We start from the raw sequence: 15,364 nt of genomic DNA, 5'->3' as shown, positions 1-15,364 counted from the left end.
GACCTCACTTGCCCGATGCCGTTGCCGTTGCCGTTGCCGTTGTCGGCGCGCCCGCCGCCGTGCGCCGCTCGAGCAGCGCGAGCTGCTCCGCGCGAAAGCGCGTGTACGCGCGCTGCCACTCGGACGGTTGCGCGACGGGCGCGACCTGCACGGCCGTCACCTTGTACTCGGGGCAGTTGGTCGCCCAGTCGGAGCTGTCGGTCGTGATCACGTTCGCGCCGGATTCCGGGAAGTGGAACGTCGTGTAGACGACGCCCGGCTGCATCCGCTCGGTGACGAGCGCGCGCAGCACCGTCTGCCCCGCGCGCGATTCGACGCCGACCCAGTCGCCCGTCCTGATCCCGCGATCGTTCGCGTCGTGCGGATGGATCTCGAGCCGGTCCTCGCCGTGCCAGCGGACATTTTCCGTGCGGCGCGTCTGCGCGCCCACGTTGTACTGCGACAGGATCCGGCCTGTCGTCAGGATGAGCGGATAGCGCGGCGTGACCTTCTCCGGCGAAGCGATGTACTGCGTGATCATGAACTTGCCCTTGCCGCGCACGAAGTGATCGACGTGCATCGTCGGCGTGCCTTCGGGCGCCGCGTCGTTGCACGGCCACTGGACGCTGCCCAGCTCGTCGAGCAGCGCGTACGACACGCCCGCGAACGTCGGCGTGAGACGCGCGATCTCGTCCATGATCTCGGACGGATGCGCGTAATGCATGTCGTAGCCGAGCGCGCGCGACAGCATCAGCGTCACCTCCCAGTCCGCGTAGCCGGAAAGCGGCTTCATCGCGCGGCGCACGCGCGAGATCCGGCGCTCCGCGTTCGTGAACGTGCCGTCCTTCTCGAGGAAGGTCGCGCCCGGCAGGAACACGTGCGCATACTTCGCGGTTTCGTTCAGGAAGATGTCCTGCACGACGAGGCATTCGAGCGACGACAGCGCGGCCGCGACATGCTGCGTGTTCGGGTCCGACTGGACGATGTCCTCGCCCTGGCAGTAGAGGCCCTTGAAGCTGCCGTCGAGCGCCGCGTCGAACATGTTCGGGATGCGCAGGCCGGGCTCCGGCTGCAGCGTCGTCGACCACGCTTCGTCAAAGAGCGCGCGCACCGCGGCGTCGCCGATGTGCCGGTAGCCGGGCAGCTCGTGCGGGAACGAGCCCATGTCGCACGAGCCCTGCACGTTGTTCTGCCCGCGCAGCGGGTTCACGCCCGCGCCCTCGATGCCGAGGTTGCCCGTCGCCATCGCGAGATTCGCGATGCCCATCACCATCGTCGAGCCCTGCGCGTGCTCGGTCACGCCGAGCCCGTAGAAGATCGCGGCGCGTCCGCCCGTCGCATACAGGCGCGCGGCGGCGCGCACCGCGTCGGCCGGCACGCCGGTGACGTCCGCGGTTGCCTCGGGCGAGTTCTCGGGCTGCGCGGCGAACGCGCGCCACACGTCGAACGCATGCGGCTCGCAGCGCTCGGCGACGAATGCCTCGTCGACGAGGCCCTCGGTGACGATCACGTGCGCGAGCGCGTTGACGAGCGCGACGTTCGTGCCGGGGCGCAATTGCAGATGATGGACGGCCTTCACGTGCGGGCCATCGACGAGATCGATCCGGCGCGGATCGACGACGATCAGCTTCGCGCCCTCGCGCACTCGGCGCTTCAGGCGCGAGCCGAACACCGGATGGCCGTCGGTCGGATTCGCGCCGATCACGACGATCACGTCGGCCGAGCCGACCGACGCGAACGTCTGCGTGCCCGCCGATTCGCCTAGCGTGACCTTCAGGCCATAGCCCGTCGGCGAATGGCAGACGCGCGCGCAGGTATCGACGTTGTTGTTGCCGAACGCCGCGCGCACGAGCTTCTGCACGAGGTACGTCTCCTCGTTCGTGCAGCGCGACGACGTGATGCCGCCGATCGAATCGCGGCCGTGCCTGTCCTGGATGCGGCGGAACCGCGCGGCCGCATGGCCGATCGCTTCGTCCCAGCTCACTTCGCGCCAGGCATCGGTGATGTTCTCGCGGATCATCGGCTTCGTGATGCGGTCCTTGTGCGTCGCGTAGCCCCACGCGAAGCGGCCTTTCACGCACGCGTGGCCTTCGTTCGCCTGACCGTTCTTGTGCGGCGTCATCCGCACGACCTGCTCGCCCTTCATCTCCGCCTTCAGCGAGCAACCGACGCCGCAGTACGCGCAGGTCGTCACGACCTCGTGCTCGGGCTGGCCGAGCCGCACGACGCTCTTCTCGACGAGCGTCGCGGTCGGGCACGCGGCGACGCATGCGCCGCACGACACGCATTCCGAATCCATGAACGCCTCGTCCGCGCTCGCCGCGACGCGCGATTCGAAGCCGCGCGCGGCGATCGTCAGCGCGAACGTGCCCTGCGTTTCCTCGCACGCGCGCACGCAGCGATTGCAGACGATGCACTTCGACGGATCGTAGCTGAAGTACGGATTCGATTCGTCCTTCGCGTCGTTCAGATGGTTCTTGCCGTCGAAGCCGTAGCGCACCTCGCGCAGCCCGACCGCGCCCGCCATGTCCTGCAGCTCGCAATCGCCGTTCGCCGCGCACGTGAGACAGTCGAGCGGATGATCGGAGATGTAGAGCTCCATCACGTTGCGGCGCAGGTCCTGCAGCCGGTCGCTTTGCGTGCGCACCTTCATGCCGGCCTCGACGGGCGTCGTGCACGACGCCGGATAGCCGCGCCGGCCCTCGATCTCGACGAGGCACAGGCGGCATGAGCCGAACGGCTCGAGCGAATCGGTCGCGCAGAGCTTCGGCACGTTGATGCCGGCCTCGATCGCCGCGCGCATCACCGACGTGCCGGCCGGCACCGTGACCGTGCGGCCGTCGATGTCGAGCGTGACGTCGGCGTCGGCGTGGCGCTTCGGGGTGCCGTAGTCGGTGTCGTCGAACGGATCGGCGCGGCGCGCTTGCGCCGCGCTCTTGCACGCGCACTGGCCGGAGCCGCAGCCTTGCCGGGACGAATCGAATGCGGAAGAGGTCATCGGGGCTCCTGCTGTCAGGCCGTGGCGGGCGCCGCGCCGCTCGCGTGCGCGGCGAGGCCGAAATCTTCGGGGAAGTGGTCGAGCGCGGACAACACCGGGTACGGCGTCATGCCGCCCATCGCGCAGAGCGAGCCCGCGGTCATCGTGTCGCACAGGTCGCGCAGCAGGCGCACCTGCTTTTCCGACGTGTCGCCCGCGCGGATCTTCGCGATCGTCTCGACGCCGCGCGTCGAGCCGATCCGGCACGGCGTGCACTTGCCGCACGATTCGAGCGCGCAGAAGTGCATTGCGTATTCGGCGAGCGCGGCGAGGTTCGACGTGTCGTCGTGCAGCACGATGCCGCCGTGTCCGACGACGGCGCCGACGGCCGCGTATGCCTCGTAGTCGAGCGGGGTGTCCCACTGGCTGTCGGGCAGGTAGGTGCCGAGCGGGCCGCCCACCTGCGCGGCGCGCGCCGGGCGGCCGCTCGCGGTGCCGCCGCCGAAGTCGAACAGCAGCTCGCGCAGCGTGACGCCGAATGCGAGCTCGACGAGCCCGCCGCGCTTCACGTTGCCCGCGAGCTGGAACGGCAGCGTGCCGCGCGAGCGGCCCATCCCGTAGTCGCGATAGAACGCCGCGCCGCGCGCGAAGATGACCGGCACGGTCGCGAGCGTGATCACATTGTTGATGACGGTCGGCTGCCCGAAGAGCCCCGACAGCGCGGGCAGCGGCGGCTTCGCGCGCACGACGCCGCGCTTGCCCTCGAGCGATTCGAGGAGCGCCGTCTCTTCGCCGCAGACATACGCGCCCGCGCCTTTCGCGACGTGCAGCTCGAACGCGTGCGCGGTGCCGAGCACGCTCGCGCCGAGCCAGCCGGCCGCGCGCGCGCGGGCGATCGCTTCGCCCAACGCCGCGATCGCGTGCGGATATTCGCTGCGCACGTAGATATGGCCGACCGTCGCGCCCGTCGCGACGCCCGCGATGATCATCCCTTCGATCAGGCAGTACGGATCGCTTTCCATCAAGAGGCGATCGGAGAACGTGCCGGAATCGCCTTCGTCTGCGTTGCAGACGATGTATTTCTGCGCGGCCGCGGCTTCGCGCACGGTCCGCCACTTGATGCCCGCCGGAAACGCGGCGCCGCCGCGTCCGCGCAGGCCCGATTCGACGAGCGTCTCGCACGCGACGGCGCCGTCGAGCGCGAGCGCGTTCTTCAGGCCCGCCAGGCCGCCGTGCGCGACGTAGTCGTCGATCGACACGGGATCGGTGATGCCGATGCGCGCGAACGTGAGCCGCTGCTGGCGCTTCAGATAAGGAATTTCGTCGACGATGCCGACGCGCGCCGGATGTTCGCCGCCGTCGAGCCAGCCGGCGTCGAAGAGCGCGGGGACATCGGCCGGCGTGAGGTTCGCGTAGCCGACGCGGCCCGCCGCGGTGCCCACTTCGACGAGCGGCTCGAGCCACAGAAGGCCGCGCGAGCCGTTGCGCACGAGTTCGATCGCGACGCCGCGCTTCGCCGCCTCCGCCTCGATCGCGCGCGCGAGCGCGTCCGCGCCGACCGCGAGCGCCGCGCAATCGCGCGGCACATGGATGCGCGTGCTCATGCGTGCTCCTCCGTGCGGACGGCCGCGTCGAAGAGCGCGTCGAAGCGCGCGGGCGACATCTTGGCATGCGGCTCGTCGTTGATCGTGAGCGACGGCGACTGCGCGCAAAGGCCGAGGCAATAGACCGATTCGAGCGCGACCTCGCCGCCGTGCCCGCCGTCGATCCGGCAGCCGGCGCGCGCCTGCGCGTGCGCGACGAGCGCCTCGCCGCCCATGCTGCGGCACGCTTCCGCGCGGCAGAGCCGGATCGTCACGCGCGCGGGCGGCGCGGTGCGGAAATGGTGGTAGTAGGTCAGCACGCCGTGCACTTCGGCGCGCGACAGGTTGAGCGCTTTCGCGAGCGGCTCGACGCACGCGGGCGGCACGTAGCCCGCGTCGTCCTGGATCGCGTGCAGGATCGCGACGAGCGACCTGCCGGGTTGCGCATGCGCGCGCACGAGCGCGTCGGGCGCGACGGAACTGGGGGACATCCTGTTGCCTCCTCCGAAGCCATATATGCGCTTATGGTTCATATAGAGCGCAAACAGACCTTGAGATATTGATGTGTATCAACGATAAATCGATAGAATGGCGGTCGCAATAGGAAACAGGATTGCATAAATGATTCGAGTCGAATGCGACGCGCATTTGATCGTGCGCGACACCGACGGCCGTACGGCGAGCCTGACCGATGTGGCGCCGCTCCTCGAGCTCGTCGCGACGGCGGGCAGCATCGCGCAGGCGGCCGACGCGAGAGGGCTGTCGTACCGGCACGCGTGGGGGCTGCTGCGCGCGTTCGAGGCGTGCGTCGGCGGCGCGCTGATCGAAACCGTGCGCGGCAAGGGTTCGTCGCTGTCCGAGCTCGGGCAGGCGGTCGTCGATGCGCAGCGGCTCGCCCGCGAGCGTCTCGACGGCAACCTGCGCGCGCTCGCGGCGGAAGTCGCGAGCGGGCTCAACCGGCGGCTCGCGCGTCACGCGGGCGCGCTGCGGATCCACGCGTCGCACGGCTACGCGGTTGCGGCGCTCGTGTCCGCGCTCGTCGACGCCGGTTCGCCCGTCGACATCAAGTACCGCGAGAGCGTCGAGGCGATGCGCTCGCTCGCGGGCGGCGAATGCGATCTGGCGGGCTTTCATCTGCCGCGCGGCGCGTTTCGCGCGCCCTGCGCGCAGATCTACCGGCCGTGGCTCGACGATGCCGATCACGTGCTGATCCACCTGACGCGCCGCCAGCAGGGCCTGTTCGTGCCGCGCGGCAACCCGAAGCGGGTGGCGGGCCTCGCCGACCTCGCGCGCGGCGACATCCGCTTCGTCAACCGGCAGCCGGGCTCCGGCACGCGTATGCTGCTCGATCTCGCGCTGCGCGACATCGGCGTCGATCCGGAGCGGATCGACGGCTATGCATCGGCGGAGCTCACGCATTCGGCGATCGCCGCGTTCGTCGCGAGCGGGATGGCCGATCTCGGCTTCGGCGTCGAGCCGGCGGCGCGCCACTTCGGGCTCGACTTCATTCCGATCGTCGACGAGGATTATTACTTCGCGTGCGAGCGTTCGCGGCTCGGCGGCGCGCCGCTCGCGGGCGCGCTTGCTTTGCTGCGCGACGACGGCTACCACGCTGCCGTCGCGCGGCTCGACGGCTACGATCCGAGCGTGTGCGGCACGCTCGTCGATGTGGCGGCGGGCCTCGCGGGCACGGCCGACGATGCGCGCGCCGGCGGTCATCTGCTGTAACGAAGCGGCTGCGCGAACAGCGCTGCAAGGCGCGCGCATTTGCGTTACGCTTGCCGCTTCCTTTCGTGTGATCCAAAGCGCCGACAGGCGTTCGACATCGATGAAGCTCCTGACCCAACTCGCCGTCGCGTCCGCAGTGGCGGGCGCGCTTGTCGCGGCCGCCACGGCCGCGTTCGCGCAGAACTCGCCCGGCGTGCCGGGCGGCATCCTGAACGACCAGTTCCGGCTGAACGAGCATCCGCAAATGCAGTTCGCCGCGTCGGCGCCGACGAAGAAATATCAGAGCGGCAAGAAATCGGACCTGCGCAGGAAGGGCGACATGGGCGACCCGAACGGCTGCAACCTGAAGTGCCCGATGAACTGACGATGCGCATGCGCGGCGCGACGTCACGCGGCCGTCGAGGGCGGCTGCGCGCGCGGCCACGAATGGCCGATCGACGACGGGGACCCCGAGAAGTCCGCGTAGCGCTGCAGCCGATAGACGGCTGCGGGCGGCACGTTCGCCCACGCGATGCCGATGCGCTCCGCACGAATGCCGATCGCCGCGAGCCGGCGGGCGGGAATCGGGCAGCGGGGCAGATAGGTGAACTGATAAAACGCGCCGCCCGGGCCGAGGTGCATCGCGAACGCGCCGTGCACGATCGCGATCGCCTGCTCGACCGGCATTGCGACGAGCGGCAGGCCGCTGACGACGGTGCTCGCGCGCGCGTCGCCGAACAGGCCGTGCGTGATGCCGAGTTCGGCTGCATCCATGTTCATGACCCGCAGCGCGGGGAAGCGGCGGCGCAGTGTCGCGGCGAAAGCGGGATCGGCTTCGACGAGCACGAGCCGCTCCGCTGCGACGCCGCGCGACAGCAACTCGCGCGTGAAGACGCCCGTGCCCGCGCCGAGCTCGATCACGCGCGCGCTTTCGCCGGGGATCTGGGCGGTCATCAGGGCGGCGAGCGCGGGGCTGGACGGCGCGAGCGCGCCGACCTGCCGCGGATTGCGCAGCCAGGCACGCAGGAAGAGCGCGAGTTCGGGGATTCGCATGATTCATTCCTGAGGAATTGAGCGGCAAGCGGAACGCGGCATCGTTCGGACGAAATCGGTTCCGACGCTACGACCGGCAAGCTAGCCTGCCACGTTCAAAAACACCGGCCATCGTGTATTACCCGCTGTATTGCGCTCGCGCATGAAGCGAGGCGATGGCGCGAAGCGGCGGCGCGCAAGCCGCGCCATTGCGCCGGCCGATGATGGCGCGGCGTGAATCGCCGGAGCCGGATAAAAGAGCGTGGCGGAGAGTGGTGAAAAAGCGCGGCAAAAAGAAAAAGCCCTTGTTGAACAAGGGCTTTCGGGGTGTCGGGTGGTGGAGGCGGCGGGAATCGAACCCGCGTCCAGAAGCGGTCCACGACCAGTTCTACATGTTTAGTTCTGTCATTTGATTTAACCGTGACGTCGCGGACGAACACGCTCCGTTACGGCGATTCACTCGATTTTCGACCCGGCCGTCGTGACGCCGGACAGGCTTAACTGACGTATATGACCTCTGTCGGTATTGCTACCGGTCTTGCGACACTAGCCCGTCAGTGAACTAGGCAGAGGACGGCGGCCCTTAGGCTGCCAGTGCGAACGTATCGTCGTTTGCAGTTACGTTTTTCCCATTGATTAACGAGGTGACGGGTCCTCGACATGCCCTAGCCGCTTCACAACCCCTGTCGAAACCAGGTCGCCCCCAGCGGATCAGACATTATAGCGCAACACGCGCAGCAGCCGCTGCAGGTCGTCCGTCGTCTCGGCGAGATGCTGCGCCTGCCAGTCGGCGGGCGCGGCGCCTTCGCCGCAATAGCCGTATGCGGCCGCGACCGTCGACATGCCGGCCGCGCTGCCCGCCTGGATGTCGCGCAAGTCGTCGCCGACGTACACGATCCGTTCAGGCGCGAGCGACAGCCTCCGCGCGGCATGGAGCAGCGGCGCCGGATGCGGCTTCGGGTGCGACGCCGTGTCGCCGCTGACGACGCACGCCGCGCGCGCCGCGAGGCCGAGCAGCGCGACGAGCGGATCGGTGAATCTCGCGGCCTTGTTGGTCACGATGCCCCAGCGCACGCCGCGCGCGTCCAGGTCGTCGAGCAGCGCGCCGATGCCTGGAAAGAGCGTCGTGTGCACGCACAGGTCCGCCGCGTAGTTGGCGAGGAATTCGTCGCGCAGCGCATCGAATTCCGCGTCCGCGGGCACGATGCCGAACGCGCTGCCGATCAGGCCGCGAGCGCCCGCCGACGCGAGCGGACGCAGCGCATCGAGCGGCGTTTGTGCGGCGCCGCGCGAGCGCTGCATCTTGTTGATCGCGGCCGCGAGGTCGGGCGCGGTGTCGGCGAGCGTGCCGTCGAGATCGAACAGCACGGCCTCGCAGGCGTCGAGGTGCGGCCCGACGGACGGCGGGGCGGCGAAGGAGGGCGACGAAGAGCTCATGAACGCGGATCGGTGCGGGTGGCGGGTCAGGTGCTGCGGCGGCATGCGACGAGGTAATTGACGTCGGTGTCGTTCGACAGCGCGAAGCGCTTCGCGAGCGGATGGTAAGTGATGCCCCTGATTTCGACGAGCTGCAGGCCGGCCGCGCGCACGAAGCGCGCGAGTTCGGACGGGCGGATGAAGCGCGCATAGTCGTGCGTGCCCTTCGGCAGCATCTGCGCGATGTATTCGGCGCCGACCACGGCGAGCAGGTACGACTTGAGGTTGCGGTTCAGCGTCGAGAAGAACACCCAGCCGCCCGGCTTCACGAGCGTCGCGCACGCGGCGACGATGTTCGCGGGCGACGGCACGTGCTCGAGCATTTCCATGCACGTGACGACGTCGTATGCGCCCGGCTCGCGCGCGGCGAGCGCTTCGGCCGCGATCGCCTCGTAATCGACGCTCACGCCGCTTTCGAGGCTGTGCAGATCGGCGACGCCGAGCGCTTCCGTCGCAAGATCGATGCCCTTGACCTGCGCGCCGAGCGACGCCATCGATTCCGACAGGATGCCGCCGCCGCAGCCGATGTCGACGACGCGCTTGCCGGGCAGATGCGCGTGCGCGTCGATCCAGTTCAGGCGAACCGGATTGAGGTCGTGCAGAGGCTTGAATTCGGCGTTCGGATCCCACCATTTGTGAGCGAGGTCGCTGAATTTCTGGAGTTCGTGCGGATCGGCGTTCGTCATGTCGGCAAGCGGATGCGGGAAAGAGGGCGGCGGCGCGCCCGTCAAGCCACGAGTATATAAGCTAAGCGGGCGAGGTCGCCAGGAACGCGGCCGCGCGATGCCCGGGCCGCGTCAATGAAAAAGCCCCGCCGAAGCGGGGCTTTTGAAGCAGATGCGTTCGATCCGGGGCTTACTGCGCCGGAACGGTCGTCTTCTGCACTTCCTGCGTGCCGACCACTTCGACTTCCACGCGGCGGTCCGGTGCGAGGCAGGCGATGAGCTGCTTGCGGTTCTTCTGCTTGCACGTGTTGCCCGTGACCGGGTTGCGCTTGCCCTTGCCTTCCGTGTAGACCTTGTTCGCCGGGACGCCCTTGCTGACGAGGTACGACTTGACGGCTTGCGCGCGGCGCAGCGACAGGCGGTCGTTGTACTTGTCCGAACCGATGCGGTCGGTGTAGCCCGTGGCCACGACCACTTCGACGTTCATGCCCTGGATCTTCGAGGCCAGTTCGTCAAGCTTCTGCTTGCCGGCCGGCTTCAGGATGGCCTTGTCGAAGTCGAACAGCGTATCGGCTTGGTACGTAATCTTCTGGCTCGTGATGACCGGAGCAGCCGGTGCGACCGGGGCCGGTGCCGGTGCCTGGGCGACCAGTGCGCCATCGCACTTCGCGTTGGCGGTGGCCGGCGTCCAGAACGCATCGCGCCAGCAGAGCTCGTTCGTGCCGTTCATCCACACCCATTCGCCCGTGCCATTCACCCAGTTGTCATTCACGGCTTGTCGCGACGCCGGCACCGACTGTGCCGAAGCGGATGCAGCCATAACTGCGGTAGCTGCAATGAACGCGAGCTTTGAAAGTTTATTCATATTTCTCCTCTCGAAATTGAGATTACCGCAGGTTTACTGCGAGCCTGTTGACGATGACAAGTCATACATTGCTCGAAGTATAACATTGGTGCGGCACAAAAAACGCGGCACCGCTCTGTGTAGACTTCGAGCAGCGTCTAACTTTCAGTGCGTTGGCATTTTGCCATATCGTTCCCTTCCCACGAAAAAAAATCCTCCCCACCCTAACATCGCTCTATCGATTGTGGCGCGAGTGCAACACCGCTTGCCGCATGTTTCGAAAATTGTCAAGTCTGTTGGCGGGAAATTGCGGATTTTTTGAAGTGCGAACCTTTCGCCAATCGTTTTGTGTTTTTTTGTGCGCGCATCGGCGGGCGAGGGAGCGAGGCGGCGGGCGATTCACTCGCGCGAGTTTCGCCTTTCTTATATAGAGGGGCCCGCGTTGGGGCGGGTTGGGGCGCATGTTAGAATTGCGTGTTGCGTCGCGCGAGCGGCGCCCACGCGAAAGGCGGCCCCGTCTTCGCTCCGAAAAGATACGGATACATGGATCAATTCGCCAAAGAGACCCTGCCCACCTCCCTCGAGGAGGAAATGCGCAAGTCGTATCTCGATTACGCCATGAGCGTGATCGTCGGTCGTGCCCTTCCGGATGTTCGCGATGGCTTGAAGCCCGTGCACCGGCGCGTGCTGTTCGCGATGCACGAACTGAACAACGACTGGAACCGGCCGTACAAGAAGTCCGCGCGCATCGTCGGCGACGTGATCGGTAAGTACCATCCGCACGGCGACACCGCGGTCTACGACACGATCGTCCGGATGGCCCAGGACTTCTCGCTGCGCTACATGCTCGTCGACGGTCAGGGCAACTTCGGCTCGGTCGACGGCGACAACGCGGCCGCGATGCGCTACACCGAAATCCGGATGGCCAAGATCGGCCACGAACTGCTCGCGGACATCGACAAGGAAACCGTCGACTTCGGCCCGAACTACGACGGCAGCGAGATGCAGCCGCTCATCCTGCCGTCGCGGATTCCGAATCTCCTCATCAACGGTTCGTCGGGGATCGCGGTCGGCATGGCGACCAACATTCCGCCGCACAACCTGAACGAGGTCGTCGACGCATGCCTGTACCTGCTGAACAATCCGCAGGCGAGCGTCGACGAGCTGATCGAGATCATCCCCGCGCCCGATTTCCCGACGGCCGGCATCATCTACGGCGTCGCCGGCGTGCGCGACGGCTATCGCACCGGCCGCGGGCGCGTCGTGATGCGCGCGGCCACGCACTTCGAGGAGATCGACCGCGGCCAGCGGATGGCGATCATCGTCGACGAGCTGCCGTACCAGGTCAACAAGCGCTCGCTGCTCGAGCGGATCGCGGAGCTCGTCAACGAGAAGAAGCTCGAGGGCATCTCCGACATCCGCGACGAGTCCGACAAGAGCGGCATGCGCGTCGTGATCGAGCTCAAGCGCGGCGAAGTGCCCGAGGTCGTGCTGAACAACCTGTACAAGGCGACGCAGTTGCAGGACACGTTCGGCATGAACATGGTCGCGCTCGTCGACAACCAGCCGAAGCTCCTCAATCTGAGGGAGATCCTGCAGTGCTTCCTGTCGCATCGGCGCGAAGTGCTGACGCGACGCACCGTCTACGAACTGCGCAAGGCGCGCGAGCGCGGCCACGTGCTCGAAGGCCTCGCCGTCGCGCTCGCGAACATCGACGAGTTCATCGCGATCATCAAGGCCGCGCCGACGCCGCCGATCGCGAAGCAGGAGCTGATGGCGAAATCGTGGGATTCGTCGCTCGTGCGCGACATGCTCACGCGCGCCGAAACCGAGAACGCGGCGGCCGGCGGGCGCGACGCGTACCGGCCGGAGGGCCTGAGCCCGGCGTTCGGCATGCAGGGCGACGGCCTGTACCGGCTGTCCGACACGCAGGCGCAGGAAATCCTCCAGATGCGCCTGCAGCGCCTGACGGGCCTCGAGCAGGACAAGATCATCGGCGAATACCGCGACGTGATGGCGCAGATCGCGGATCTGCTGGACATCCTGGCTCGCCCCGAGCGGATCACGGTGATGATCGGCGAGGAGCTGACCGCGGTGAAGGCGGAGTTCGGCGACGCGCGCCGCTCGAAGATCGAGCTGAACGCGACCGAGCTGAACACCGAAGACCTGATCACGCCGCAGGACATGGTGGTCACGATGTCGCACGCGGGCTACGTGAAGTCGCAGCCGCTGTCCGAATACCGCGCGCAGAAGCGCGGCGGCCGCGGCAAGCAGGCGACGCAGATGAAGGAAGACGACTGGATCGAGACGCTCTTCATCGCGAACACGCACGACTACATCCTGTGCTTCTCGAACCGCGGCCGCGTGTACTGGGTCAAGGTCTACGAGGTGCCGCAGGGCTCGCGCAACTCGCGCGGCCGCCCGATCGTCAACATGTTCCCGCTGCAGGACGGCGAGAAGATCAACGTCGTGCTGCCCGTGAAGGAATTCTCGGCGGACAAGTACGTGTTCATGACGACGGCGTTGGGCACCGTCAAGAAAACGCCGCTCGAGGCGTTCAGCCGCCCGATGAAGAAGGGCATCATTGCGGTCGGCCTGGATGACGGCGACTACCTGATCGGCGCGGCGATCACCGACGGCGCGCACGACGTGATGCTGTTCTCCGACGCCGGCAAGGCGGTGCGCTTCGACGAGAACGACGTGCGGCCGATGGGCCGCGAGGCGCGCGGCGTGCGCGGGATGCAGCTCGACGACGCGCAGCAGGTGATCGCGATGCTCGTCGCGGGCGGCGAGGAGCAGTCGGTGCTGACCGCGACCGAGAACGGCTACGGCAAGCGCACGCCGATCACCGAGTACACGCGCCACGGCCGCGGCACGAAGGGGATGATCGCGATCCAGACGTCCGAGCGCAACGGCCGCGTCGTCGCCGCGACGCTCGTCGATGCCGAGGATCAGATCATGCTGATCACGACGGCGGGCGTGCTGATCCGCACGCGCGTGTCGGAGATTCGCGAAATGGGACGGGCGACGCAAGGTGTTACACTCATCAGCCTCGATGAAGGCACCAAGCTTTCGGGTCTGCAGCAGATCGCCGAGGCGGACGCCGATACCGACGACGACGCGTCGGAGGGCGGCGACGCCTGAGTCAGGTTGTGACCGTCGAGCCGCCGCCCGGCGCGCACGCAAAGATGTGGCGTGAAGGGCGCGGCGTATAAACTGTACATATTTCCATGAGGGAGTGATGATGCAAAAACGATTCAAGCAACTGGTCCTGCTGGCGGCGATGGTTCCGGCATTCGCAATGGCGCAATCGCTGTCGAATCAGTCTTCGGCTCCGGCGGCCGCTGCTCCGATCGACGCAGACAAGAAGGCGGCGATCAAGGATCTGCTCGACGCAATCGACGCGCCGAAGCTCGTGTCGGCGATCGCGAACAGCGCCGAGATGCAGTCGAAGCAGCTCGTGCCGGCGATCCTGTCGGACGCGCTGTCGGAGAACAAGACGCTGAACGACAAGCAGAAGCAGGCCGCCGTGCCGACGCTGCAGAAGAACGCGGTGCCGAAGCTCGTCGACGGCGCGGGCAAGGTGTTCGGCACGCAGCAGTTCACGAGCGATGCGATGCAGGCCCAGTACGACGCGTATGCGAAGTACTACAGCACGTCGGAGATCAAGGATCTGACGACGTTCTACAAGAGCCCGACGGGCCGCAAGTTCATTCAGGTGCAGGATCAGGTCGGCCGCGACGTCGTGAACGGCCTGATGCAGAAGTACATGCCGCAGGCGATCAAGGCGACGCGCGACCAGGCCGACAAGGAAGTCGCGGCAGTCAAGCCGGGCAAGTAAGCCGCATAGGCTGAGGCTCGCCGGCCCGGGCGGCGTTCGTCGCGCGGGTTTGGCGGGTTCGTCAGGACAGTGCGATAATGGCCGTTTGCGCGATAGCGCAAGCGGCCATTTCCTTTTCCCGCGCGGCATTCGGCCGGTTCGAAGCGGCCGGGTCCCTTCCGAGGTTTTTCACGATGCGCGTCTTTAATTTCTCCGCCGGTCCCGCGGCGCTGCCCGAGGAAGTGCTGCGTCAGGCGGCCGCCGAAATGCTCGACTGGAACGGCAGCGGCATGAGCGTGATGGAAATGAGCCATCGCGGCAAGGAGTTCATGTCGATCCACGAGGCCGCGCTCGCCGACCTGCGCGAGCTGCTCGACGTGCCCGCGAACTACCGGATCCTGTTCCTGCAGGGCGGGGGGATCGCCGAGAACGCGATCGTGCCGATGAATCTGCTCGGCTCGCGCGCGACGGCCGACTTCGTCGTCACGGGCTCGTGGTCGCAGAAGTCGTTCAACGAGGCGAAGAAATACTGCACGCCGCATCTCGCCGCGACGGGCAGGACGGACGCGGGCTTCACGCGCGTGCCGGCGTTCTCCGAATGGCAAATGTCCGACGATCCGGCGTACGTGCACCTCTGCACGAACGAGACGATCGACGGCGTCGAGACGTTCGACATCCCCGATCTCGGCAACGTGCCGCTCGTCGCCGACGTGTCGTCGCACATCCTGTCGCGCCCGATCGACATCGAGAAGTACGGCGCGATCTTCGGCGGCGCGCAGAAGAACATCGGGATGGCGGGCGTGACGCTCGTGATCGTGCGCGAGGATCTGCTCGACCGCGCGCTGTCGATCTGCCCGTCGGCGTTCGAATGGAAGACGGTCGCGCTCAACAATTCGCTCTACAACACGCCGCCCACCTACGCGATCTACATCGCGGGGCTGGTATTCAAGTGGCTGAAGGCGCAGGGCGGCCTGGCCGAGATCGAGGCGCGCAACATCGAAAAATCGAAGCTGCTGTACGGCGCGATCGACGCGAGCAGCTTCTATCTGAACAAGGTCGAGAAGTCGGCGCGTTCGCGGATGAACGTGCCGTTCTTCCTCGCCGACGAATCGCGCAACGAAGACTTCCTCGCCGGCGCTAAGGAGCGCGGGCTGCTGCAGTTGAAGGGCCACAAGTCCGTCGGCGGCATGCGGGCGTCGATCTACAACGCGGTGCCGCTCGCGGGCGTGCAGGCGCTCGTGGAGTACATGAAGGATTTCGAGCGGCGCTGCGCGTGACGCG

General features: G+C 67.1%; 13 protein-coding genes and 1 other RNA gene. 5 read left to right on the top strand and 9 right to left on the bottom strand.

Features of this window, described 5'->3' with window-relative positions; translation table 11 throughout:
* Window positions 1-4: 4 nt before the first annotated feature.
* Genes fdhF through WS92_RS23950 form a run of 3 tightly spaced genes read right to left on the bottom strand, consistent with a single transcriptional unit; the run spans window position 5 to window position 5,030 of the window.
* Complete coding sequence (gene fdhF / locus WS92_RS23960; RefSeq protein ID WP_059934056.1) at window positions 5-2,977, bottom strand: formate dehydrogenase subunit alpha; 2,973 nt, start codon at window positions 2,975-2,977, stop codon at window positions 5-7.
* A 14-nt stretch (window positions 2,978-2,991) separates the two neighbouring features.
* Window positions 2,992-4,560: a formate dehydrogenase beta subunit gene (locus WS92_RS23955; protein WP_059934053.1), complete on the bottom strand. Its 1,569-nt coding sequence runs from the start codon at window positions 4,558-4,560 to the stop codon at window positions 2,992-2,994.
* On the bottom strand, window positions 4,557-5,030 hold the full coding sequence (locus WS92_RS23950) for an NAD(P)H-dependent oxidoreductase subunit E (protein ID WP_059934052.1): 474 nt from the start codon (window positions 5,028-5,030) through the stop codon (window positions 4,557-4,559). Before WS92_RS23950 ends, WS92_RS23955 begins: the two co-directional genes overlap by 4 nt.
* 130 nt (window positions 5,031-5,160) lie before the next feature.
* Between WS92_RS23950 and WS92_RS23945 the strand changes: the two genes are divergently transcribed.
* The gene (locus WS92_RS23945) at window positions 5,161-6,267 is read left to right on the top strand and encodes a substrate-binding domain-containing protein (protein WP_059934050.1); all 1,107 of its coding nucleotides are present in this window, start codon (window positions 5,161-5,163) and stop codon (window positions 6,265-6,267) included.
* Window positions 6,268-6,367: 100 nt separating this feature from the next.
* Complete coding sequence (locus tag WS92_RS23940; RefSeq protein ID WP_006025658.1) at window positions 6,368-6,631, top strand: hypothetical protein; 264 nt, start codon at window positions 6,368-6,370, stop codon at window positions 6,629-6,631.
* Between the two features lie 23 nt (window positions 6,632-6,654).
* Here WS92_RS23940 and WS92_RS23935 read toward each other — a convergent pair whose 3' ends face one another.
* From WS92_RS23935 to ompA, 6 genes are all read right to left on the bottom strand, one after another.
* Window positions 6,655-7,299 carry a class I SAM-dependent methyltransferase gene (locus tag WS92_RS23935; protein ID WP_006025659.1) on the bottom strand — a complete coding sequence of 215 codons (645 nt, stop codon included), beginning with the start codon at window positions 7,297-7,299 and terminating at the stop codon, window positions 6,655-6,657.
* 118 nt (window positions 7,300-7,417) lie between these two features.
* Window positions 7,418-7,594 (bottom strand): hypothetical protein, encoded by a 177-nt coding sequence (locus WS92_RS35950; RefSeq protein WP_156443018.1) that lies wholly within the window; start codon window positions 7,592-7,594, stop codon window positions 7,418-7,420.
* A gap of 19 nt (window positions 7,595-7,613) precedes the next feature.
* Window positions 7,614-7,983: a transfer-messenger RNA gene (gene ssrA, locus WS92_RS23930) on the bottom strand.
* Window positions 7,984-7,989: 6 nt separating this feature from the next.
* Window positions 7,990-8,715 (bottom strand): phosphoglycolate phosphatase, encoded by a 726-nt coding sequence (gene gph / locus WS92_RS23925; protein ID WP_009916803.1) that lies wholly within the window; start codon window positions 8,713-8,715, stop codon window positions 7,990-7,992.
* A 26-nt stretch (window positions 8,716-8,741) separates the two neighbouring features.
* Entirely contained in the window at window positions 8,742-9,440 is a 699-nt protein-coding gene (gene ubiG / locus WS92_RS23920; RefSeq protein WP_015601871.1) for a bifunctional 2-polyprenyl-6-hydroxyphenol methylase/3-demethylubiquinol 3-O-methyltransferase UbiG, read from the bottom strand.
* Between the two features lie 169 nt (window positions 9,441-9,609).
* Window positions 9,610-10,284: an outer membrane protein OmpA gene (gene ompA / locus WS92_RS23915; protein ID WP_006025709.1), complete on the bottom strand. Its 675-nt coding sequence runs from the start codon at window positions 10,282-10,284 to the stop codon at window positions 9,610-9,612.
* Between the two features lie 522 nt (window positions 10,285-10,806).
* Between ompA and gyrA the strand changes: the two genes are divergently transcribed.
* The 3 genes from gyrA to serC all read left to right on the top strand — a co-directional run bounded on the left by gyrA (window position 10,807) and on the right by serC (window position 15,360).
* The gene (gene gyrA, locus WS92_RS23910; RefSeq protein ID WP_059934048.1) at window positions 10,807-13,407 is read left to right on the top strand and encodes a DNA gyrase subunit A; all 2,601 of its coding nucleotides are present in this window, start codon (window positions 10,807-10,809) and stop codon (window positions 13,405-13,407) included.
* Between the two features lie 100 nt (window positions 13,408-13,507).
* Complete coding sequence (locus WS92_RS23905; protein ID WP_009916801.1) at window positions 13,508-14,104, top strand: DUF2059 domain-containing protein; 597 nt, start codon at window positions 13,508-13,510, stop codon at window positions 14,102-14,104.
* Window positions 14,105-14,277: 173 nt separating this feature from the next.
* A complete protein-coding gene (serC, locus tag WS92_RS23900) occupies window positions 14,278-15,360 on the top strand; it encodes a 3-phosphoserine/phosphohydroxythreonine transaminase (protein WP_015602168.1) in 1,083 nt (360 codons plus the stop codon).
* Window positions 15,361-15,364 lie beyond the last annotated feature (4 nt).

It is taken from the genome of Burkholderia sp. MSMB1588, assembly GCF_001546925.1.
In the GTDB taxonomy this organism is placed as follows: domain Bacteria; phylum Pseudomonadota; class Gammaproteobacteria; order Burkholderiales; family Burkholderiaceae; genus Burkholderia; species Burkholderia humptydooensis.
Note: the sequence above shows the minus strand (reverse complement) of the source record. Positions and strands in the feature narration are given on the sequence as shown.